Below are 20,766 nucleotides of genomic sequence, written 5' to 3' on the forward strand. Positions count from 1 at the left end.
GCCCATCTGTTGCTCACGGACATTAACTATTAGCGCCGGCTGTCCGTGCTTGATGAGCATGCTGGAGGTTCAAACATCAGTAGTACTCTCGGACGTAGCCGAGGGCCTTCTCGAAGACGTCGTTGTCGCGAATCTTGAACTGGACATAGAGAGTCTTACGAAGCGCCTTGCGGACCTCTTGGTCGCCGCGGATCGTGGACTGCCAGCCCTCAAAACGAACCCCACAGACGACTTCGTCAACCCGGTTGACGACGTTCGCAACGATGATCGGGGTCTCGTCGCCCCTAAGCGCATCGAACAGTTCGGTGAGAGCTGCTTTGCCCTGTTCTTCGCGGGGCACCTCGTCGGCTGCTTTTTCCGCCGCGACGGTGTCTCGGGCGAGATCGAGCAGCTCGCGTAGGAACTCAAGGCTGGACTGCTGGATGTCGGCGTAGCGCTCACGCAGATCGTTGAGCCGTTGGCCGAGCTCGATGAAGACGGGATTGTTAAGGTGCCGCGCGATGCGAGTAGTGATCTGCTTCTCGATCTCCTCGACCGGGATGTCCTTCCGCTTACCTGTCATCAGGTCCTCGATCGTCTGCGCATCGAGAACAATAGTGTCGGCACCCTGCGGGATCTCGACGGCGACGTGCTCGTTGATCAGATCGATCGTCTTGGCTCCGAGCGAGTGCCACACGAGTCGTCCCGTGATATCCGAGGGGCGCACCGACTCGTAGACATCCGATAGCCAGCGGTAGTCATCGCGATACTCGCCCAGCATCGGGTCGGGGCTGAGGGCCTCCCACAGCTGAGACACCACGCTGTACGCCGTTCCGAACGCGTCCTTAGTAACATCGTCGGCGATGGCCGACTGTGCCTGGACGAGGCCTTCGTACCCGCCAACGGTGCGGTCGACGCCGGGGAAGAAGGCGATTGCGGTGGCCATCGCGGGGGCGAGCTGCTTCTTGAGGTCCTCGATGTTGGAGACGACCTGCTGCACGTTGTGCTCGTCGAACGTAAGCGACTTGGCGACGTCGTCGAATATGCCGAGGTAATCGACGATCAGCCCGTGGGTTTTGTTGGGCGGATACACGCGGTTCGTGCGAGTGATCGCTTGGAGCAGCGTGTGCTCCTTCAGCGGCTTGTCGAGGTACTGACAGTACAGGATCGGCGCATCGAACCCGGTCAGCAGCTTCGCCGTCACGATGATGATCTTGAGTGGGTCGGTCGGGTCATTGAACCGCGCGACGATCCGCTCCACCTCGTCGGCGTCCGGAGTCCACTGAGCCCAGTCCGGGGAGTCCGCCCGGGATTTCGACATGACGATGGTCGATGCCTCGGGCCCGAGGTGCTTGTCGAGCTCGTTCTTGTAGGCGACGCAGGATGCCTTGTCGTAGGCGACGACCTGGGCTTTGAAACCCTGCGGTTCGACCTTCTCCTGGAAGTGCGTGGCGATATCGGCGGCGATCTTCGCGATGCGTGAGGGCGTTTTGATCAGTACCTCGATTGAGGCAGCCTTCTTCGACAGCGTGATCTTGTCGCTTTCGGTCAGATCACGGTCGGCAGCGAGCTCCTCAAAGGCTGCGTCGATCGCTTCCTGGTCGATGTGGATCTCCGACAGTCGGGGTTCGAAGTGCAGGGGGAGAGTCGCGCCGTCACGGATCGAATCGTGGAAGGAGTACCGAGACAGGTAGCCGCCCTCGTCCTCAGGCGAGCCGAACCACTTGAAGGTGTTGCGGTCGCGCCGGTTGATCGGCGTACCGGTCAGACCGAACAGGTATGCGTTCGGAAGGGCCTCACGCATCTTCTGCCCGTAGTCGCCTTCCTGCGAGCGATGGGCTTCGTCGACCATCGCGATGATGTTCTGCCGAGCGTCGAGAACACCGGGTGCCTCGCCGAATTTATGGATCGTGGTGATGATTATCTTCCGTGCTCCCTGGCTCAGCAACGTCTGGAGCTGAGCACGAGAGTCCGTGGACACCAGTCCGGGAACGTCGGAGGCGTTGAATGTGCCCGTGATCTGGGTGTCGAGGTCGATGCGGTCGACCACGATCAGGATTGTCGGGTTCGTCAGTTCGGCCATTGAACGCAACTTGAGCGCAGTGAAGACCATCAAGAGCGACTTGCCCGATCCCTGGAAGTGCCAGATCAGACCCTGTTTAACCTTGCCGAGCAGTACTCGGTCGACGATCAGATTGGTCGCCTGGAACTGCTGGAAGCGCGCGATGATCTTGATCTTGCGGTGCTTCTTGTCTGTCGCGTAGAGCGTGAAGAACCGCAGGAAGTCCAGCACCGCTCGGGGAGTGAGGACACCTTCGACAGCCTCCTGGACGGCGACGAGTCCGATCTTTGCCGGCGCATCTTCAGCTGTTGGGTCTTCCCTCCAGGGACCCCATAGTTCGATCGGCATACCGATGGTTCCGTATCGGAAGTCCTTACCCTCGGTCGCGAACGAGAACACGTTGGGCACGAAGAACTGCGGGACGCTCTGCTCGTAGTCGTCGTGGATCTGCGCGGCCGCGTCGATCCAGGTGTACGCCGGCCGGATCGGCGTCTTCGCCTCACCAACCACCAGCGGCAGCCCGTTGCACCACAGCACCAGATCGAACCGTTTCTCCAGCCGCCCCTGCTTGAACGTCACTTCGGTCGAGACGATCCACTGGTTCGACGAGTCCTCATCGGGATGGTCGAAGTCGATAAGCCGAACCGTGGTGTGTTCACCGTTCGAACCGAACGGCATCGACTTCTGCCCGGTCAGCCACGTCATAAACTCCTCGTTGGCAACCACCGGATGCGGGCTGTTGCGGGCCGCAATCAGGATCGCGCGGAGGTTGTAAATGACTTCGTCTGCTTTCGCCGGATCCGCCTCGATTTCCGGGTTGAGGCGGATCAACGCACCCTTGAGCATGCCTTCCAGCAACACCTCGTCGGTACGACGCGGCAGCTCGTTTCCCGGCACGAACGGGACATCGACAGACTGGACTAAGTCGCGGATGAAGTCGCGGACCGAGTTCGCTTCGTTGAATTGTGCCATTAGTTGCCTCCGAATACGTCGGCGAGGAGCGCAGCCTTCAAGTTCGAAAGCCGGTGGACTTCTGAGTCCACCGTGTCGATCCCTCTATCGAGTACGGACAAGCGCTCTAGCAATATCCTTTGCTCCCCGACTGCCACGATGGGGAACGGCAAGCGGCCAAGCGATGTCCTGTTGATCTTCACCATGCTGGTCGCGCTCCCTGCTGCTGAGCGACGCATGTGAGCCCGTCCATGGGTACTACCGATGACGGCGGCAGCGAACTCTGGTGCGACGTCGTCCCGAAGACTCAGTCGCATCATTGTGTCGGGGAACGAAACGTCATCTCGATGCTCGGAGTAGATGCCGACCCTACCGACGGCATCCACAGTGTTCGCTCGGGACACAAGGAGGTCGCCGCGCCGAAGTACTGCAGCCCGGCCCCTCTCGCTGTCCGGGACGTTCTTCAGGTTCCCCGGTCGGTAGCCCTCGGGCCCGAGCGCGGAGAGTGAAAGGACATAGCGCCCGGTGACCTCGCCGACCGGGGCCGACGAGTATCCGCTCTCAGGCGACCGGGCCCATGCCTCGGCGAAATTGACTGTCCTGGACGCCACGAATTGAGCGATCTGGCGGTCAAGCCACGCCTGTCGTGCGCCGCTCAGTGCGACGCGCCGTTCAACCTGCGCGTTCGCCGCTCGCTCGACAGCCCACAGGAGGTCGGCGATACGCTTCTGCTCGTCGAGTGCTGGGAGATCGAACTCGAAGTCCTTCAGGTCACGCCAGTTCGTACGCGGTGACAGCGAGCCGGCTGATGTGCCGAGTGCATGCTCGAAGAAGCCGTCCGACTGTACTAGGAACGGAAGCAGGTCTCCGCGAAGCTGCGCCTCATCCGCCTCGAAGGTGTAGATGTCACCAGAGCAGATGGCGTCGAACTCGGCGTAGGCGACCTTGCGCTGGTATGCGCGGCGCTTGCCGAAGAGCGTTTGGCCGGGCTTCACCCGTCGTGTGAAGGTGGTGCCGTCCTCTGTTGAACCCCAGCGGCTGATTTTCAGCTCGCCTGGGCCCATGTGCTCCATCGCGATGACGCGGTCGATGCCGGCCGCTTCGAGATCACGGACGGTCTCACTGACGTTGCGAACAACGTCGCCGAAGGCGACCCGCTTCCAATGCGATTTGTCGAGGTTGAGCCTCACGCGGTCACCTCCGATCGCAACAGCGCGAGAACGTCAGCGACTGCCTCATCCGACACCTGCGCGGCAGCTCGCCACTGCGTCACCGCATCGTTGACGTCAAATTGCCCGTCTGCTTCCTTGGCGGATTCGCCGGCGACGTACAACGGAAGCGCGAGACTGTAGCTTTTCTCAGCGATCTGGTCGAGAGTGGCGACTGCTGCGAACCCGTCCTGTAGCCCGAAAGCGCGATAGGCGTCCAGGATCTTCTGTTGGTGCGACTCACGGAGGAACGATTGCGCCTGTTCGCGAGCGACCTCGTTGACGGCGTTAATGAACAGCACCTTGCCCTGGTGCTCGGTGGGTTTGGTGGCGCGGAGCGTGACGACCACGGCCTCCATAGGGCTGTTGTAGAACAGCCCGGCACCGAGCCCGAGAACGCATTCGATCAGGTCGGACTTCACCAGTGCTTCACGCAGGGCTGACTCCTCACGCCGGAAGAGCACCCCGTGGGGGAAGAGGATCGCGGCGCGGCCCGTATCGGGGTCGAGACTCTTGGCGATGTGCTGGAAGAACGCGTAGTCGGCACGTCCCTGTGGCGGGACGCCCCAGACGTTCCGGCCATAGCGGTCCTTGGCGAATGCAGCACGGTTCCAGGCCTTGATGGAGTAGGGCGGGTTTGCCAGCACGACGTCGAACGTCTGCAGATGGCCCGCGCCGTCGAGGAACGCCGGCCGGCTGAGGGTGTCACCGTGGGCGATGTGGCCGTCTGTGATGCCGTGCAGGAACAGGTTCATCCGCGCGATGGCCGAGGTCCCGTAATTGAGCTCCTGGCCGTAGAGGCGCAAATTCCGCCACTCCTTGCCCTGCCGCTTCAGCTCGGCGGCGGTGGAGATGAGCATGCCGCCTGTGCCGCATGTGGGGTCGTAGACCGACTCACCCGGCTGGGGCTCGAGCATCATCGTCATCAGGTGCACGAGTGTGCGGTTGGTGTAGAACTCCTGCGCGGTGTGACCGGAGTCGTCCGCGAATTTCTTGATCAGGTATTCGTAACCGTTGCCGAGCTCGTCCTCGGGCAGGTTGGCGATCGAGAGCGTCTTGGTGGAGAAGTGCTCGATGAGGTCGGCCAGCGTCGAGTCCGGGAGCAGGTCCTTGTTGCCCCAGTCTCCGTCGCCAAAGACGCCGGGCAAAGTGTCGGGGTTGGCCTTCTCGATGGCCCGCATGGCGTGCAGGAGTGCCGCGCCGATGTTCTGCGTCACGCCGCGGATGTCGTCCCAGTGGCAGCCGTCAGGGATGGCGAAACGGTGGTTCTCCGGCAGGCCGGCGAGCTCCTCGTCGTCGTACACCTCCATTGCGGCGGCGTGCTCCTCGTCGTAGACGTCGGAGATTCGCTTCAAGAAGACAAGCGGGAAGATGTACTGCTTGTAGTCGCCGGCGTCGATCAGACCACGGAGTACGATCGCTGCGCCCCACAGGTAATTCTCCAACTCGCGCTGCGTGATTCGGGTGCTCATACAGACAGCCCCCATTTCGATAACTCGGCCTCCAGCGCAGCACGCGTTTTAGTCGACTCGTAGTGAGCAGTTTCGAGATTTGTGAGAGCGTCCGTGAGCGTGAGCTTCTTACCGGTGTCGGGTGGGGCCACGTAGAGCGGGATGTTCAGGTTGTAGTCGTTGCTCTCGATCTCGGCCATGTCGACGACACGGGAGCGACCCTCGACCTCGGAGTAGAGCTCATAGGCTTCGAGGATCTGCTGGGCGTGTTCGGGCTCGAGGGTGTTCTGGTTGCGTCCGCGCTTGAACAGGTCCTCGCCGTTGATGAAGAGCACTTTGCCCTTTTCGTTCGTGGGCTTCTCCTGTCGAAGGACCAGGAAGCAGGCGGCGAGGCCCGTGCCGTAGAAGAGATTAGGTGCCAGTCCAATGACGGCGTCGACGAGGTCCGCCTTCAGCACGTGGGTGCGGATCCTTCCCTCAGCGCCTTGCCGGAAGAGCGCGCCCTGCGGTAGAACGACCGCGACACGGCCCGTCTTTGGCTTCGCCGAGGTGAGCATGTGCTGCACCCAGGCCCAGTCTGCATACCCCTTAGGCGGGACACCACCAAGCGTGTGCCGACCCCACTTGTCGGACACCCACTCAGCTTCGCCCCAGTTCTTGAGCGAGAATGGTGGATTCGCGACCACGCAGTCGAACTGCGCGAGGTTGTTTCCCGTGTAATAGGCGGGGCTGCGCAATGTGTCCTCGCGGACGATCTTGAAGTCTTCGACGCCGTGGAGCAGCAGGTTCATCCGTGCGATCGCAGAGGTGGCGAGCACCTTCTCCTGGCCGTAGAGCTTGCCCCACAGGGTCTTGGGGCTGCCGCCGTTGGCCTTCACATGCTCGATTACTTCGATCAGCATGCCACCGGTGCCGCAGGCCGGGTCGTAGACGGTTTCGCTCTCTGTGGGGTCGAGGATGTTGACGAGTAGACCGACCACCGAGCGAGGGGTGTAGTACTCACCTGCCTTCTTGTTCGACTGGTCGGCGAACCTCTTTATGAGGTACTCGTATGCGTTGCCAAACACGTCGGGCGGCACAGTGGCGTTGGTCAGCGCCTTACTCGAGAAGTGCTCAATGAGATCGGCGAGCTTGCGATCGGGCAGCTTATCCTTGTTGGTCCAGCTTGCGTTGCCGAAGATGCCGTACAGCGTCTCGGAGTTGGCCTTCTCAATCTCGCGGAAGGCAGTCTGAAGGGCCGTGCCGATGTTCGCGGTGTGGGCGCGTACGTCGTCCCAGAGGCTCCCTGGCGGGATTGTGAAGCGGTGATTCTCCGCGAACAGGGCAAACTCGTGGTCGCCACCGGACTCGTCAAGCGCTTGGGCATACTCCTCGAGGTAGACATCACTGATTCGCTTGAAGAACATGAGTGGGAAGATGTATGCCTTGAAGTCGGCCTGGTCGATGCTGCCGCGCAGTAGGTCGGCGGCAGCGGCGAGGTACTGCTCCAGCTCAGCAAGGGTCAAGGGGTCGCCCTGCGGCATCATCGCTAGCGCCGCTGCGCGCGCCTCTTCCTCGGTCATCTGTCTCCTCAATTATTGTTCTAGTGCGCCGCGGAAACCATTTTCGCTCAGCTCTTGGCTGAGTAGATACGGTTGCCGCGATTAATTCTATGTGACAGCACCTTATGGACGGTTCCGATTGACGCACCGACGTCTTTAGCGATGGCGCGAATCGATTCGCCATGTTCATGTCGCCTCTTGATCTCAAGCCTACTCTCATCACTGATCGTGCGTGGCCGACCATGGTGCTTTCCCCGTTTTCGGGCTGACGTGATGCCAGCTTTAACGCGTTGGCTCCGGAACTCTCGGCGAAGTAGGGTGAGTTCACGGAATAAGTCGAGGGCGAGGGAGTCCCGTGTGTATTCTCCGGCGGCGATGCCGGTGAGGACCTTGACGGTGATTCCGCGGTCTACGATGTCGATGAGGACTGCGAGGCCATCATCGGTGTGCTGGGCGAGGCTGTGGGTGCGGGTGACGACGAGCATGTCGTCGGAGCCGACCTTGGCCAGTGCGGCGAGGAGCTCGGGTCGATTCTGCACGAGTCGTCGGCGGGATGCCGGTTCCTCGACGATGTCTGAACAAAGGGGAGCGAGTGCTTCCTTCTGTAATCGAACATCGTGGGGGTCATCGCCAATGCGGAGGAGACCGATACGAGCCATTCTCAGTAGCTCCCCTGCCGATAACAAGGTCCGACGGAAGAGCGGTGTGGCGCATGGGTTCATTGAACACCATATAGGCCGCGTCGGCCACTGTTTGGGAACTGCAATGCAGTGTGACCTGTGAAAACATTTAGTGCTCGTGGTGATGCGCGGATGATGGTGGGCCCACTCAATAGGTGTGGATTAGTGCGGAAGGGTTCATGACCATCGCCAATCTCGGCGCAATTATCCGCTCGGCCTCAGGCCTCGGGGTAGACGCAGTGCTGCTCACCCCTAAATGCGTTGACCCTTGGTACCGGCGCAGCGCGCGTGTCTCGATGGGTACGGTCTTCGACCTTCCTTGGGTACGAATGCAGTCCTGGCCAGAAGATCTCCAGACGCTGAAGAACCATGGCTATGAGATGCTCGCCATGGAACTGACCGATGACGCGATCCCGTTGAACGAAGTGGAGATCAAGGCTGGGCAGAAGGTCGCGATGATATTGGGCAATGAAGGCAGGGGAGTCACCGATGAAGCTCTCGCCGCCGTTGACCGGGCCGTCATCATCCCGATGCACCGTGATGTGGATTCACTGAATGTTGGTGCCGCAAGCGCAATTGCGTTCTGGCATTTGTGCTCCGCGCCACGCTGAGAACGTTTCTGCAGTCATCGATTTTGCGATAGGATGGACTGTCTGTGCTTTGAGGTTTCTACGTGGAGCCCTGAATGCGGGACACAATTTCCGAGTAAGTAGCTGCTGGCAAAATCCAGTGGCCATAAACAAAAAGGTGTATAGCTATGAAGGCTGATATCCATCCGCAGTACGGCCCAGTTGTCTTCAACGACCTGGCATCCGGCGAAAAGTTCCTGACCCGTTCGACCGCTAAGTCGGACAAGACCATCGAATGGGAAGATGGCAACACCTACCCAGTAATCGACGTCGAAATCTCGGCAGCTTCGCACCCGTTCTACACCGGCAAGCAGCGCATCATGGACACCGCTGGTCGTGTCGAGCGCTTCAACGCCCGCTTCAAGGGCTTCGGCGGCAAGAAGTAATACTTCGCCCCTAGCAAGCTTTCGCGGCGTGTTTCCAGTTTCTGGAAACACGCCGTCGCTGCTTTAACGGACTGGCCATCACCGGATGCCGGACCTGCAATGACTGAAAAAAGTTCTCACTGAAAAATCGGCGGGACTCCGTTGAACGCAACGTGCGACGCGCCAGGTGTCTTGATCGCCAGGTGAAGACGCGACTGACTGAAGAATTCTGTCAGTGGCGAAGGCAGGGCGCTTCATGAGGCGAAGGCCGTAGAGGTCTACTGGCTGCGACAGCAAAAGTGTGCGCTGGCCTCTCGAAGAATCGATTTTGGCCGCATCGAGCTGGGCAACCGGCTCCATTGCGGCTGCCTGAAGGGTGTTCATGGGTGGTGTGGTGCTGCTGGTGACTGAAAAAGTTTGTCACCCAAGATCGATCATCCGGGCTAGGGCACTCAGCCTGTTTCCCGTTGTCCGCCCATGTGCGGGGGTTCGGTGACTGGACTCTTTTCCGGAATGTCGATGTGCGGCTTGAGCCCGAGTACCCTGCGCACTTCGGGCGTCAATCGGACATGAGGCAAGGGGATGACCCTGGGACGCTCCGGGCAATGATCGCTCACATGATCGAACTGATCTACGCGCTTTACGCTGCCCGGAACCACAATGGAATTCAGGCCATGCGGTGTCACCCACATTTTTGACCCATCGGGCCGAGCAACAACTTTCCAGCCCAATGCGTGTTTGAACATTTGATGCTGCTTGCACAGGAGTTGGGTATTCTCCCTGATCGTGTGCCCTCCATGGGCCCAGTCGTCAATATGGTCAATCTCGGAGCGATCTGCTGGACGGCGGCAGGCAGGGAAGCAGCAATGCTCATCTCGATTCCTCAGCAGATCCTTGAGGCCCTGGGACGGGCGGTAGCTCCTGCGCTCTACATCTATTGCGGCGCCAGTCCACGGGTCGGTCAATACTCGCTGGAACGAAGGCGCATCCTTGGCCAACTGCAGCGCGGCGCCCAGCGGAATGGGACCGTAGCCTTCCAGATCGGCCACGGTCCTGGAAGGATCTGCCAGCATCTCGACCGCGGGAATAGTAATGGATACGCGAGGTTTCAGGGGTGTGCCTTCATGGCCTGGCCAGCCATTGAGGATGATGTCGGCAAAGGCATCGGCTTCTATTTGCTCCCGGGTACGGGGATCCTCCGGATCGTTGTGCTGGTCAGCCACCCATTTCACGGAGTTCTTGATTGAATGAACCACAGCGGCGCTGTTGCAGTACTTGAGCGTGGACATTCCGTTCTCGTCATCCTGCAACGTAAGCCTGCGATGCTCCTCGGACTTCTTGCGCCTTTGCTCGGCAGACTCGGGGCGCATCCGGTCATGGAATCGGCGCGCGCGTTGGTATATAGCGTCATCCGACGCTGTCTTGGCCATGGGCAATAAGAGGTGTTGCATCTGGCTGATCTGCTCTGGGAGCAAGTCTTGTGCGTACTTCACAATGTCGTGAGCAGCCTTAACGGTGATCTCGCCTGCGGCCAGGGCCATGAGAGTGTCCTTGCAAACGTAGCGGAGTCCCTTGGCATGGAACATGCGTTTGGCTACCTTGCGCGGGCTCTCGCGCAGGGCGACGGACGCTTCCGCGATGAGGTTGGAGTTGATCACCTGATCGCTGCCACGGTCGATGCCGTAGTATTCTGCGCTTCGTCGCGCTTCGCGTTCCTCCTCCTCGGTGTTCGAGTCCTGCGTGGCAATGGTATCGGCCAAAGATTCACTGACTTGTTCGGCTGAGTCGGCCAGCAGCACTGAGGTCAGCGCATCAAGGCTGCTCTGCAGGCGCTGGATCATTGTCAGCCGTTCAAGGGCGTCGCGAGGGCCATTGAGCGGCCCCGCGTCGTAAAGCTCATCGGCCATGCGTTTCACAGGACCATAGAACAATTGATGTTCGATGCGATCGCTGAAGAAAGAATCCTTGTGGGATTCTGTGCGGGTGCCGGCCGGGAGCAGCGGCAGACGATGCTCATCATCGTCGTCTTGGATGAAGTCGGGTATAGCCATAGTTAATTCTCTGGCTGGGGTCGGACATTTTGGCCCGGAAATCCGCGGATTGTGGACGCCTTTTCGAAAATTTATTCGATTGTTATCGTTGGGGTGTTCGTCGACCGGGAACCGTCGAGTCCACCGCTGCCCGGATTCGACTCGCGGGTGGCCGGGGATAGAATGAAAACATGATGCATCATGGTGAATACAAGGTAGTCGGTGGCAAATTAGTCGTTGTAGATTTGGATACCGCCGACGGCGTGATCACCGAAGTGTCCTTGAATGGCGACTTCTTCCTGGAGCCGGACGACGCGCTCGACGACCTGAACGATGCGATCCGCGGCCTGCCAACCGATGCCAGCCACAGCACCATTCGCACGGCGGTGATCGAGAACCTGCGTGAAGACGCCGTGATGTTCGGATTCGACGAGGACGCCGTTGCGCGCGTAGTACGTCGTGCGCTGGGCCATGCCACCAAGTGGGAAGACCACGAATGGGAAATCCTAGGTCCGGAGATCATCCCCATCACCGAGCAGGTGGCGCTGGATGAGGTGCTGACCCGGCAAATCGCCAAGGGCACGCGCAAGCCGACGATCCGCTTCTGGGATTGGAGCGAAGGCGCCGTGGTCATTGGTTCCTTCCAGTCGCTCAAGAACGAAGTGGACATCGAGCAGGCCGAAAAGCACGGCATCCAGGTGGTGCGGCGGATTTCCGGTGGCGGGGCGATGTTCATGGAAGCCGGCAACTGCATCACCTACTCGCTGTACGCGCCCGAGTCCCTGGTCGACGGCATGAGTTTTGCCGACTCCTACCCGTTCCTGGACGCATGGGTGATGGAAGCGCTGGAAAGCATCGGGCTGAAGGCGCACTACAAGCCGCTGAACGACATCGCCACCCCGGCCGGAAAGATCGGCGGGGCCGCGCAGAAGCGCCTGGCCAATGGCGCGATGCTGCACCACGTCACGATGAGCTACGACATCGATGCGCAGAAGATGACCGAGGTGCTGCGGATCGGCCGCGAGAAGATTTCCGACAAGGGCATCGCCTCGGCGGTCAAGCGCGTTGATCCGCTGAAGTCGCAGACCCAGCTGGAACGCATGGAGATCATCAAGGTCATGATGGACACCTTCGCCAAGCGCACCGGTGCCAAGCCGGCACAGCTGGATGCCGAATCCTGCCAAGCGGCGCAGGAGCTGGCGGCCGCCAAATTCGCCACCGAGCAGTGGACCGCACGCGTTCCATAAGACGGCAGGATCCAAGGGCCCGTTCTCGATTCCGCATCGAGAACGGGCCCTTGCTTCGTTTCAGGCGGCAAAAAGCCGGCCCTCTGCTTGATGAAGCAGCGGGCCGGCTTGGAGCGCCAGCGGCTATCGGCTAGCGGCTGGCGCGGCTGTAGGCCTGGGCCCGCAGCGAGCGCTGCAGCTCGGCGCGTTCCTCCAGCAGGATGCGCTTGAGTGCGGCCGGGGCGCCCTCGTGGCGTTCGAGCCAGGTGGTGGCTGTGGCCAGCGCCTTGTTCTGCTCGATGGAGCCCTGAAGATCCTGGTGGCCTGGATACAGTCCCTCGATCACGCGGGTGGCGAATTCCATGCCCATGGTCTCGAAGACCGGCAGGATCGCGGCCCAGTAGCGCTCCTCGAATGGGGCCAGCAGTGCGGCCGAACCCAGGGTGAAGCCCAGCGCGGTAGCCGAGAGGGCGTCGTTGGACAGTTCGCCCTGCTCATCGCGGGCCATCAGCACGGTATCGAAGGCGGTGTCCTTGGCCTGCGGGTCCGGGCGGGCGGCCAGTGCGGTGCGTACCGAGTTCTGCGCGACGCTGGTGGGGTTGGCCTTGGCGGCCTCGTGCATGCGTGCTTCGGCGGCTTCATCGAGCCGGCCGGCGGCGGACAGCGCGATGTAGGAACCCCAGAGCAGCTGCTCGTCGACGGTGACCTGGTAGGCGTTGGGCTGCTCGCCGAGGAACGCATCGAGCACCTCGGGGGCCACGCCGGAGCGGGCCAGGCGGACCAGGGTGCGCGCGGTGGTGGTCTGCTGGTCGCTGCCGGCCTCGAATTCGGTCAGCCATCCGGTGAGCGTTGCGGCTGCCTGCTGGCGCAGCCCGGCGCGCAGCTCGGGAGCCACGTACTTGGCGATCGAGGTGGCCAGCTGGTCGGTGAGCACCCCGAAGACGCCGGCATCGGTGACGGTGTGCGCGTGATCCAGGATGGCCTGCACATAGCTCTGCGCGTCGAGCGTGGCCGAGCGCACCGCATCCCACAGCGATGCCCAGCAGGTGGCGCGCGGCAGCGAGTCGGTCAGCCCCGAAAGGTGGCCAAGCAAGGTGGCGCGCGAGACCGGATCGAATTCGATCAGCGCGTAGGTCTCGTCCCCGTCATTGGGCAGCAGCAGGTCAGGGACCTTGCGTCCGATGAGGAAGTCCAGGGCCACCTGTTCGCCTGCCAGCTCCACCTGCACCGAATCGGTGCGCCGCAGCTTGCCCTCCTTCAGCTCATAGGCGCCCACGGAGAGCACATGAGGGCGGGCGATCGGCGCTGCGGTAACCGGGTCGGTGCCCGACTGGATCAGCAAGGCCGAGGTGATGGTGCCCGACTCGTCGGTGTCGTACTGGACGTGCAGCTTCGGCACGCCGCTGGTCTTCAGCCAGGCGTCGGCCCACTGGCCCATGTCGCGGCCGCTGGCGGCTTCCAGCGCTTCGAGGAAGTCATCCAGCGAGGTGTTGCCGTAAGCGTGCTTGCGGAAGTAGGCGCGGGCGGCGTCGCGGAAGGCATCGGCGCCGACGAAGGCAGCCAGCTGCTTGAGCACGGACGCGCCCTTGGCGTAGGTGATGCCGTCGAAGTTCTGGTCCGCTGCCAGCAAATCGGGGATGTCGGCGACGATCGGGTGAGTGGTGGGCATCTGGTCCGCGACGTAGGCCCAGGCCTTGCGGCGCGCGGCGAAGGTGGTCCAGGCGGTGGTGAAGTCGGTGGCCTCGTCGTTGGCTAGGGTGCCGATGTAGTCGGCGAAGGATTCCTTGAGCCACAGGTCGTCCCACCACTTCATGGTGACCAGGTCGCCGAACCACATGTGCGCCATCTCGTGCATCAGGGTGTTGCCGCGCTGCTCGTACTGGCCTTCGGTGGCGTGCGAGGTGAACACGTAGCGTTCGGTGAAGGTGACCAGGCCCGGGTTCTCCATGGCGCCGAGGTTGTACTCGGGGACGAACGCCGAGTCGTACTTGCCCCACGGGTAGGGGTAGTCGAACAGCTCGTGGTAGTAGTCAAGGCCCTGGCTGGTCAGCTTGATGATTTCCTCGCCGTCGAAGTGCTCGGCCAGTGACGCGCGGCAGGTGGCGGCCATCTGAATGGACAGCTCTTCGCCGTCGGCCAGCTTCTGCACGTGCTCGCCGCGCACCACGTGGTACGGGCCGGCCAGCACCGCGGTGATGTAGGAGGAGATCTTAGGTGTGGGGGAGCAGGCGACGGTCTTGGTGCCGTCCCCGTTCACGACCTCATCGACGATCGGCTGGTTGCTGGCCAGGTGCCAGTCGGCCGGACCGGTGAGCGTGAAGCGGTAGCTGGTCTTCAGATCCGGCTGCTCGAAGCAGGCGAAGACGCGGCGCGCCTCGGAAGGCTCGAACTGGGTGTAGAGGTAGGTTTCGCCGTCCTGCGGGTCCACGAAGCGGTGCAGGCCCTCGCCGGAGCGCGAGTAGATGGCCTGGCCGGTGATCTTCACGGTGTTCGGCGCATCGGTGCGCAGGTTATCGAGGTAGATGCGCGCATCGAGCACGGCTGTGTCCAGGTCGATCGCGGTGCCGTTGACCAGCACCTCGGCCACCGATTCGTGGATGAAGTCGATGAAGGTCGCCGGTTCCCTGGAGCTGAAGTTCAGCGTGGTGATCGAGGTGAAGCTGGTGGCGTTGCGGTCGGCGGCATTGGCCAGGTCGAGCTGGACTTCGGCGAAGTGCCATTCGATATTCCGTGCGCGCCAGGCCGCTTCGTCGCGCCTGAGGTTTTCATTGGGTGCATAGCGTTGAAGTGTGTCCACCATCCCAGCTTAGCTGTGAAACGAATGCTTTAGGGTTTTTTTACTGGATTTCCACGGTTCTCCGGCGCCAGGCCTTCCTGCGCTAGGCTTGATGGGTCTGTGCAAACACCTGTGAGGATGGAGAAAACCGTGGACGTCTTTATCAAAGGCCCTTCCAAGCGCGACGTAGCTGGCATGAAAGCGGCCTTCGGCGAGGTCCAGGGCGGCGATGTCCTATCGGTGCTCTACAAGACCGAACGTTTCGGCAACTTCTTGATTACCGGGGCCGCGCACGCGACCGTGCTCGATGACGTGATGGTCGGCGGGTTGAACGCGGCCGCGGCGAAGAAGAAAGCCAAGGACGCCGAGGGCGGCGAGATCATGCAGCGCCAGCCTGACAAGGACGTGCGCGCCTTCCCTGCTGTCTTCGAAGGCGATTTCGCTCCGGAAGACATCGAGGTTTCCGAGCTGTCGCATGGCGATCTGGTGGTGGCTTCCTTCAGCCAGGAACCATACGGCGATTTCGTGGTGACCGGGGTGGTCACCGAAGCCGAGAAGGACCGCGGCTACCTGATGGTCGGCCCGTGGATCCTGCAGACCGCGGATGGACCAGCACCACGCTTGCTGTCGGTGCAGCGGGTGGCGGCCAACGGCACGCACGTGGCCCCGGTGCCTACGCGTCGCGGCCTGGTCGAGGTCGACGGGCTGTAGCCGGCGAAGAATTCTGGCGGCTGCGGTGTTTGGGAGATTCTGCCCAACACCGCAGCCGCCGTTCTTTTTTAGCGCGAGCACTGCCTCGCAATCCGCCGGAAGACAGTCGAATAATCATGAGCAACCCAATTACTCATAATCTTGCGAAGATTTTTATGGCAAAGGACATCCCTGTGCTTTGACGACAGCGCGGGCGCCAGCCACGTGAGGCATCGTCGATCGCGTACTCCACCGACTGGACCCTTCTGGACGTAGGATCAAGGAACCAGCATAGCGAAAAGGACTTCCCATGATGACTTCGCCAGATAGCACCGGCAAGCGGCCATTGACCGCCTTGAGCGGGCTCAGCGCTTTCCCGCTCACCCCGTTGAAAGACGGCCAGCTCGATCAGACCGCCTTCATCGGACTGGTGCAGCGCCTGGTTGCCGCCGGGGTGGATTCGATCACCGTACTGGGCTCGACCGGTTCGTACATGTACCTTGATCGTGCAGAGCGCGAGCGCGTCATCCGATTGGCAGTGCAGCACGCTGCCGGGATACCGGTGCTGGCCGGCGTCGGCGCCATGCGCACAGAGCACGTGCTGGCGCATATTGATGATGCCGGGGCGCCGGCGCGGCCGGAGTGCTGCTCGCCCCGGTGGGCTACCAGCGGCTGGATGATGACGAGGTCTTCGAGCTGTTCCGGGCAGCCACCGGGCGCAGCGAGCTGCCAGTGGTCGTCTACGATAATCCGTCAACCACCCATTTCACCTTCAGCAACCAGCTCTACGGGCGGATCGCGCAGTTGCCCGGGATCATTTCCATCAAGATTCCCGGGGTTCCGGCAGATCCGGAAGAAGCGCGGGCGCATGTCGCCGCGATCAGGGCGGTTCTTCCCGAGCACGTCGGCATTGGCGTCTCCGGCGATGCGTTCGGGGCAGCCGGGCTGATCGCCGGGTGCGATACATGGTTTACCGCGGTGGGCGGGACGATCCCGGTACCGATGCTTGGGATCACCCGTGCGGTGCAGGCGGGTGAGCCCGCGAAGGCGCTGGCTCTCAATGAAGACCTGCAACCTCTGTGGGAGCTGATCGTGCAGTGCGGCAGCCTGCGCGTCAGCGCCGCCATCGCCGAGCGTCAGGGATTGGCTGCGCCCGATTGCCTGCCGTTGCCGGTCCAGGGGCTGAAACCGGATCAGCGCGCCCAGCTAGCGCTGATGCTCGACCGGTTGGGGCTGGCAAGTCTCTAGCGAGTCGGAGCCAGATCCAGTTCCGCCAGGTCCAATTCCACCAGGGCCAGGCTCCTGTTGCGGTTGATGACAGTGAAGCCGGCGGCTTCGAAAGTTGCCAGGACACCGGTAAACAGTCCGGCACTGTCCTTGGCATTGATGCTGGTATCGGTGGGGCGGGCGCGCAGCACGCTTGCGCCGTTCGCGCGGGCATGCTCGATTGCGGCGGCCAGCAGCTGGGCCGAAATGCCTTGGCGGCGGAATTCGGGGCGGATAACGAAACAAGTCAGCACCCAGATGGATTCGCCGGCCTGGTGCCCGCGGGGGCGGAAGCGCGGGTACCGCCCGCTGGGCCCGACCTGCACCCAGCCTGCCGGCTGGCCATCGGCATAGGCGAGCAGGCCGGCGGGAATGCCGGGGCCGCTGACCTGTTCGCGCAGGGCAGTATCATTGCTGGCCGCGCCGCGGTTCCATTGCTCATCGATGAAGTACTGGCATTTGCACCACGAGGGATCGCCCCGCACACCGAAGATGAGTGCCAGGCCATCCCAGCGCGAGGCATCTGCAGGCAAGATTTCTAGTTCCATCAAGTCTTCTTCGGGGACTGGGTCCGGGCGCCTGTGGGGCGTACCCTGTGGCTAACTGGATGTCGATCAAGGAAAGCGTGCCCACCACCATGCCACGAATAATCCGTTTTGACCATATCGGCATCACCGTTGCAGACCTCGATCTGGTGACCGCCTTCTTCATTGGCCTGGGCCTGCATGTCGAGGGGAGAGCCGACGGGATGGAAGGCGAGTTCCTGGAAACCGTGTGCGGGGTCAAGGACTCGCGCACGAACATCGTGATGCTCAAATCCGAGGATTCCTCCGTCGGCATCGAGCTGTCCAGCTTCGAGAAGCCCGCGCACGAACCGGGCAACCCGCACGCCATGGCCAATGAACTCGGGCTGCGCTCGATCGCGTTCGAGGTCGACGATCTCCAGGAGATGCTCACCGGCCTTGAAACCCAGGGCTATGGGCTGATCGGCGGGGTAGGCGAATACGAGGGCATGTGGAAGATGGCCTACGTGCGCGGTCCCGAAGGGCTGACCGTGGCGCTGGCCCAGCGGCTGGACAATTAATCCCAGCAGCCGCGACTACTGTTAAACGGCCGGAGCTCGGCCCCGCGGAATTTCCCCGGGGCCGGGCACCGGTGACCTGGCCTCAGGCAGGTACTAGCGCTTGGCCTTCTGCAAGGACTTCTCGCTGATCGGCGCATTGTCGCTGGCGCGCAGCTTGCGGAAGTACTCCATGGCCTCATCCTGGCGTTCGGCTTCGCCGCCCGAGGAGATGTCTGCACGCAGGTGGTCCTGGGTGTAGCCGAAGGCGTCCACCAGGTCCTGGGCGTGCGGGCGCAGGCGGGCAAGCAGGCGGTTGATGTAGCCGGGCAGGGTGCGGGCACGCTGCATCGAGAGCAGGCCGTTGGCCAGGTACCAGCCCAGGTCGTCCTCGATCAACGACAGCGCGAAGACATCGCGCAGCCAGGTCAGCACCTCGGTGGTGGCCGGATCGCCGGTCTTCTCGATGGCCGCGGTGAATGCCTCCCAGCGCAGCAGCTGGCCGTGATCGCGGGCCGCGGAGATCAGCAGGTCCTGGTTCTCGTTGAACGCGGCGGCGCCCTTGGCCTTGTCCTTCCCGGCGGCGCGCAGGGCGTTGGCCACCGAGGCGACCTTGGCATTGATGCGGTCGGCAAGCAAGGCTCGCTGGTTCTCCGGGTCCTTGAAGAAGTTGGCGCTCTTGCGCTCATCGGAGATGTCCGCGAAGGCCTGGCCCACGCTGCGCAGCCCGGAGCGGTGCAGTGCGGTGGTGCCTGCCTGCTTGGCCGCGTACAGCGCCATCGCGCCGGTGTCGAGCTTGCGGAACTCGGCCGCATAGTCGGTGAGCAGGCGCTTGCCCACCAGCTGCAGCAGCACATTGTTGTCGCCCTCGAAGGTCACGTAGACATCCAGGTCCGCGTAGAGCTGGGTGAAGCGGTTCTTGGCGATGAAGCCGGCGCCGCCACAGGCTTCGCGGCATTCCTGGATGGTGTCCAGTGCGTCCCAAGTGCTCAGCGGCTTCAGCGCGGCGGCGAGGGTTTCCAGGTCCTGGCGGTCGTCGTCGCTGTCGGCGCGGCCGGAGAACACCGCATCGAACTTGTCCAGCAGGCCGTCGTGGGCGAAGGAGGAGGCATAGGTGCGGGCCAGCCGGGCGATCAGCCGGCGCTGGTGGCGCTGGTAGTCCAGCAGGGTGGTTTCCTCGGTGTCCGAGGTGGAGTTGAACTGGCGGCGCTGGTTGCCGTAGGTCACGGCGATCTGCAGGGCGATCTTCGAGGCGTTGGTGGCGGCGCCATCCAGCGAGACGCGGCCCTGGACCAGGGTGCCGAGCATGGTGAAGAAGCGGCGGCCCGGCGAGGGGATCGGCGAGGAGTAGGTGCCGTCGGCGTCCACGTTGCCGTAGCGGTTGAGCAGGTTGGTGCGCGGAACACGCACGTTGGTGAAGTGCAGCCGGCCGTTGTCGATGCCGTTCAGCCCGCCCTTGAGCCCGTCGTCCTCGCCGCCGACGCCTTCCAGGAAGTTGCCGTCCTCGTCGCGGATCGGCACGTAGAAGCAGTGCACGCCATGGTTCACGCCCTTGGTGACCAGCTGGGCGAAGACGGTGGCTGCCTTGCCGTGCAGCGCGGCGTTGCCCAGATAGTCCTTCCAGGCGGCCTTGAACGGGGTGTGGATGACGAATTCCTCCGTGGCTTCGTCGTAGGTGGCAGTGGTGGCGACGGAGGCGACGTCCGAGCCGTGGCCGATCTCGGTCATGGCGAAGGCGCCCGGGGTCTTCAGGCTCATGGCATCCGGCAGCCACTTGGCGTGGTGCTCTTCGCTGCCCAGGTGCAGGATCGCTCCAGCGAACAGGCCCCACTGCACCCCTGCCTTGATCTGCAGCGATGGGTCGGCTGCCACCAGTTCCTCGAAGGCGGCCAGCGAGCCGCCGTGGTCATCGAAGCCGCCGAATTCCTTGGGGAAGGCACGCTGCACGGCCTCCTGCTCGACGAGGATGCCCAGCTGGCCGAGCACCCGTTCGCGGTGCTCGTCCATGCCCAGCAGCGGGTCGCGCTGCAGCTGCGGATTGGCGGCGCGGGCGCGCGAGGCCTTGCGGATTTCGGCGTAGGGGCCGAGCAGCTGCTCGGAGAGGGCGGTGACGTTGATGCGGTTCTCGCTCATGGCGTGCCTTTCATTTCGGTGGTGTCGGGTTTGGGATGCACTCAAGGTGCTTCAGCGGGTTGTCGGTGTCCGGGTGGAGGCGATGCCGTAGGCCAGCCAGTTGGTCAGTTCGGTGGCCAGCGACTGCAGCGACGGCTTGTTGGCGCCGGGCGGCTGGCTCAGCCATTGCTCGCCGGCGGCGCGGACCATGCCCAGGGCCGCACGCGGCCACAAATCGAGGGTGGCGGCGGTGGCGCGCTGGTCGTAGAGCTTGAGCAGGCGTTCGCTCATCAAGCTGGAGGCCTCCTCGAAGAAGGTGTTCAGAGCCCCGGCCGACTCGTCATCGGCCGAGCGCGGGGCGGAGGTCACGAAGAAGTACAGGTTGGGGCTGTTGTCGGCCAGTCCCAGATAGGAGGAGACCATCGCGTGCAGCGCGCTGATTTCGTCTTCCTTGGCCAGACCCGCGGCGATGACGCGTTCGCGGAAGTCGTTGATCACCATGGCGCTCAGCGCCTGGCGCAGTCCTTCCTTGTCTCCGAAGTACCGGTAGTAGACGGGCTTGGAGGTGCGTGCGTGCCCGGCGATGTCTTCCATCGAGACCTGCGGGCCGAGCTCGTGCACTGCCTTGCGTGCCAGCTTGAGCAGCTCCTCGTGGCGCGCGGTGCGATGCGCTTCCCAGCGGGCTGCCCGGCCGTCGGTCTCGCGGTCGAATTCTTCGGTGATCTTGTTCACGTAACTCA

General features: G+C 62.6%; 15 protein-coding genes and 1 pseudogene. 6 read left to right on the top strand and 10 right to left on the bottom strand.

Going from position 1 to position 20,766, the window contains the following annotated elements; genetic code table 11:
• Positions 1-76: 76 nt before the first annotated feature.
• Genes ACR9WD_RS08000 through ACR9WD_RS08020 form a run of 5 tightly spaced genes read right to left on the bottom strand, consistent with a single transcriptional unit; the run spans position 77 to position 7,851 of the window.
• Positions 77-3,013 carry a type I restriction endonuclease subunit R gene (locus ACR9WD_RS08000; RefSeq protein WP_434923157.1) on the bottom strand — a complete coding sequence of 979 codons (2,937 nt, stop codon included), beginning with the start codon at positions 3,011-3,013 and terminating at the stop codon, positions 77-79.
• Positions 3,013-4,182 (bottom strand): restriction endonuclease subunit S, encoded by a 1,170-nt coding sequence (locus ACR9WD_RS08005; RefSeq protein ID WP_434923158.1) that lies wholly within the window; start codon positions 4,180-4,182, stop codon positions 3,013-3,015. The genes ACR9WD_RS08000 and ACR9WD_RS08005 overlap by 1 nt, the downstream gene beginning before the upstream one ends.
• On the bottom strand, positions 4,179-5,672 hold the full coding sequence (locus ACR9WD_RS08010; RefSeq protein WP_434923159.1) for a type I restriction-modification system subunit M: 1,494 nt from the start codon (positions 5,670-5,672) through the stop codon (positions 4,179-4,181). The genes ACR9WD_RS08005 and ACR9WD_RS08010 overlap by 4 nt, the downstream gene beginning before the upstream one ends.
• The gene (locus ACR9WD_RS08015; protein WP_434923160.1) at positions 5,669-7,213 is read right to left on the bottom strand and encodes an N-6 DNA methylase; all 1,545 of its coding nucleotides are present in this window, start codon (positions 7,211-7,213) and stop codon (positions 5,669-5,671) included. The genes ACR9WD_RS08010 and ACR9WD_RS08015 overlap by 4 nt, the downstream gene beginning before the upstream one ends.
• A 47-nt stretch (positions 7,214-7,260) precedes the next feature.
• Positions 7,261-7,851, bottom strand: coding sequence for a recombinase family protein (locus ACR9WD_RS08020; RefSeq protein ID WP_434923161.1), 591 nt, complete (start codon positions 7,849-7,851; stop codon positions 7,261-7,263).
• Between the two features lie 200 nt (positions 7,852-8,051).
• On the opposite strand from ACR9WD_RS08020, the gene ACR9WD_RS08025 reads away from it, so the two are divergent.
• Positions 8,052-8,483 carry a TrmH family RNA methyltransferase gene (locus ACR9WD_RS08025; RefSeq protein ID WP_434923162.1) on the top strand — a complete coding sequence of 144 codons (432 nt, stop codon included), beginning with the start codon at positions 8,052-8,054 and terminating at the stop codon, positions 8,481-8,483.
• Positions 8,484-8,629: 146 nt separating this feature from the next.
• On the top strand, positions 8,630-8,887 hold the full coding sequence (locus ACR9WD_RS08030) for a type B 50S ribosomal protein L31 (protein ID WP_038991006.1): 258 nt from the start codon (positions 8,630-8,632) through the stop codon (positions 8,885-8,887).
• A gap of 431 nt (positions 8,888-9,318) precedes the next feature.
• Here ACR9WD_RS08030 and ACR9WD_RS08035 read toward each other — a convergent pair whose 3' ends face one another.
• Positions 9,319-10,917 (bottom strand): DUF222 domain-containing protein, encoded by a 1,599-nt coding sequence (locus ACR9WD_RS08035; protein ID WP_434923163.1) that lies wholly within the window; start codon positions 10,915-10,917, stop codon positions 9,319-9,321.
• Positions 10,918-11,087: 170 nt separating this feature from the next.
• On the opposite strand from ACR9WD_RS08035, the gene ACR9WD_RS08040 reads away from it, so the two are divergent.
• Positions 11,088-12,143, top strand: a complete 1,056-nt coding sequence (locus ACR9WD_RS08040) for a lipoate--protein ligase family protein (protein ID WP_434923164.1) — start codon at positions 11,088-11,090, stop codon at positions 12,141-12,143.
• A 130-nt stretch (positions 12,144-12,273) separates the two neighbouring features.
• Here the strand turns inward: ACR9WD_RS08040 and pepN are convergent, their stop codons facing one another.
• On the bottom strand, positions 12,274-14,922 hold the full coding sequence (pepN, locus tag ACR9WD_RS08045) for an aminopeptidase N (protein ID WP_434923165.1): 2,649 nt from the start codon (positions 14,920-14,922) through the stop codon (positions 12,274-12,276).
• Positions 14,923-15,048: 126 nt separating this feature from the next.
• On the opposite strand from pepN, the gene ACR9WD_RS08050 reads away from it, so the two are divergent.
• Together ACR9WD_RS08050 and ACR9WD_RS08055 are read left to right on the top strand one after the other, a co-directional pair.
• Positions 15,049-15,609, top strand: a complete 561-nt coding sequence (locus ACR9WD_RS08050) for a hypothetical protein (RefSeq protein WP_434923166.1) — start codon at positions 15,049-15,051, stop codon at positions 15,607-15,609.
• 292 nt (positions 15,610-15,901) lie between these two features.
• Positions 15,902-16,836 (top strand): annotated as a pseudogene (locus ACR9WD_RS08055) (dihydrodipicolinate synthase family protein).
• Here the strand turns inward: ACR9WD_RS08055 and ACR9WD_RS08060 are convergent.
• Positions 16,833-17,402, bottom strand: coding sequence for a GNAT family N-acetyltransferase (locus ACR9WD_RS08060; RefSeq protein ID WP_434923167.1), 570 nt, complete (start codon positions 17,400-17,402; stop codon positions 16,833-16,835). The pseudogene ACR9WD_RS08055 and the gene ACR9WD_RS08060 sit on opposite strands and share 4 nt — an antisense overlap.
• Before the next feature lie 59 nt (positions 17,403-17,461).
• Here ACR9WD_RS08060 and ACR9WD_RS08065 point away from each other — a divergent pair, with 59 nt between their 5' ends.
• Positions 17,462-17,938: a VOC family protein gene (locus ACR9WD_RS08065; RefSeq protein WP_233125271.1), complete on the top strand. Its 477-nt coding sequence runs from the start codon at positions 17,462-17,464 to the stop codon at positions 17,936-17,938.
• Positions 17,939-18,031: 93 nt separating this feature from the next.
• Here the strand turns inward: ACR9WD_RS08065 and ACR9WD_RS08070 are convergent, their stop codons facing one another.
• Together ACR9WD_RS08070 and ACR9WD_RS08075 are read right to left on the bottom strand one after the other, a co-directional pair.
• Positions 18,032-20,047, bottom strand: a complete 2,016-nt coding sequence (locus ACR9WD_RS08070; RefSeq protein WP_434923168.1) for an acyl-CoA dehydrogenase family protein — start codon at positions 20,045-20,047, stop codon at positions 18,032-18,034.
• Between the two features lie 51 nt (positions 20,048-20,098).
• Positions 20,099-20,758: a TetR/AcrR family transcriptional regulator gene (locus tag ACR9WD_RS08075; protein ID WP_121866796.1), complete on the bottom strand. Its 660-nt coding sequence runs from the start codon at positions 20,756-20,758 to the stop codon at positions 20,099-20,101.
• Positions 20,759-20,766 lie beyond the last annotated feature (8 nt).

This window comes from Glutamicibacter sp. PAEs-4, assembly GCF_051161755.1.
Classification (GTDB): Bacteria; Actinomycetota; Actinomycetes; order Actinomycetales; family Micrococcaceae; genus Glutamicibacter; species Glutamicibacter nicotianae.

Excerpts from the sequence above, each read along its gene's own strand:
- ACR9WD_RS08000 (WP_434923157.1), bottom strand. The coding sequence starts at position 3,013 with ATGGCACAATTCAACGAAGCGAACTCGGTCCGCGACTTCATCCGCGAC.
- ACR9WD_RS08010 (WP_434923159.1), bottom strand. The coding sequence starts at position 5,672 with ATGAGCACCCGAATCACGCAGCGCGAGTTGGAGAATTACCTGTGGGGC.
- ACR9WD_RS08015 (WP_434923160.1), bottom strand. The coding sequence starts at position 7,213 with ATGACCGAGGAAGAGGCGCGCGCAGCGGCGCTAGCGATGATGCCGCAG.
- ACR9WD_RS08020 (WP_434923161.1), bottom strand. The coding sequence starts at position 7,851 with ATGGCTCGTATCGGTCTCCTCCGCATTGGCGATGACCCCCACGATGTT.
- ACR9WD_RS08025 (WP_434923162.1), top strand. The coding sequence starts at position 8,052 with ATGACCATCGCCAATCTCGGCGCAATTATCCGCTCGGCCTCAGGCCTC.
- ACR9WD_RS08030 (WP_038991006.1), top strand. The coding sequence starts at position 8,630 with ATGAAGGCTGATATCCATCCGCAGTACGGCCCAGTTGTCTTCAACGAC.
- ACR9WD_RS08035 (WP_434923163.1), bottom strand. The coding sequence starts at position 10,917 with ATGGCTATACCCGACTTCATCCAAGACGACGATGATGAGCATCGTCTG.
- ACR9WD_RS08040 (WP_434923164.1), top strand. The coding sequence starts at position 11,088 with ATGATGCATCATGGTGAATACAAGGTAGTCGGTGGCAAATTAGTCGTT.
- pepN (WP_434923165.1), bottom strand. The coding sequence starts at position 14,922 with ATGGTGGACACACTTCAACGCTATGCACCCAATGAAAACCTCAGGCGC.
- ACR9WD_RS08060 (WP_434923167.1), bottom strand. The coding sequence starts at position 17,402 with ATGGAACTAGAAATCTTGCCTGCAGATGCCTCGCGCTGGGATGGCCTG.
- ACR9WD_RS08065 (WP_233125271.1), top strand. The coding sequence starts at position 17,462 with ATGTCGATCAAGGAAAGCGTGCCCACCACCATGCCACGAATAATCCGT.
- ACR9WD_RS08070 (WP_434923168.1), bottom strand. The coding sequence starts at position 20,047 with ATGAGCGAGAACCGCATCAACGTCACCGCCCTCTCCGAGCAGCTGCTC.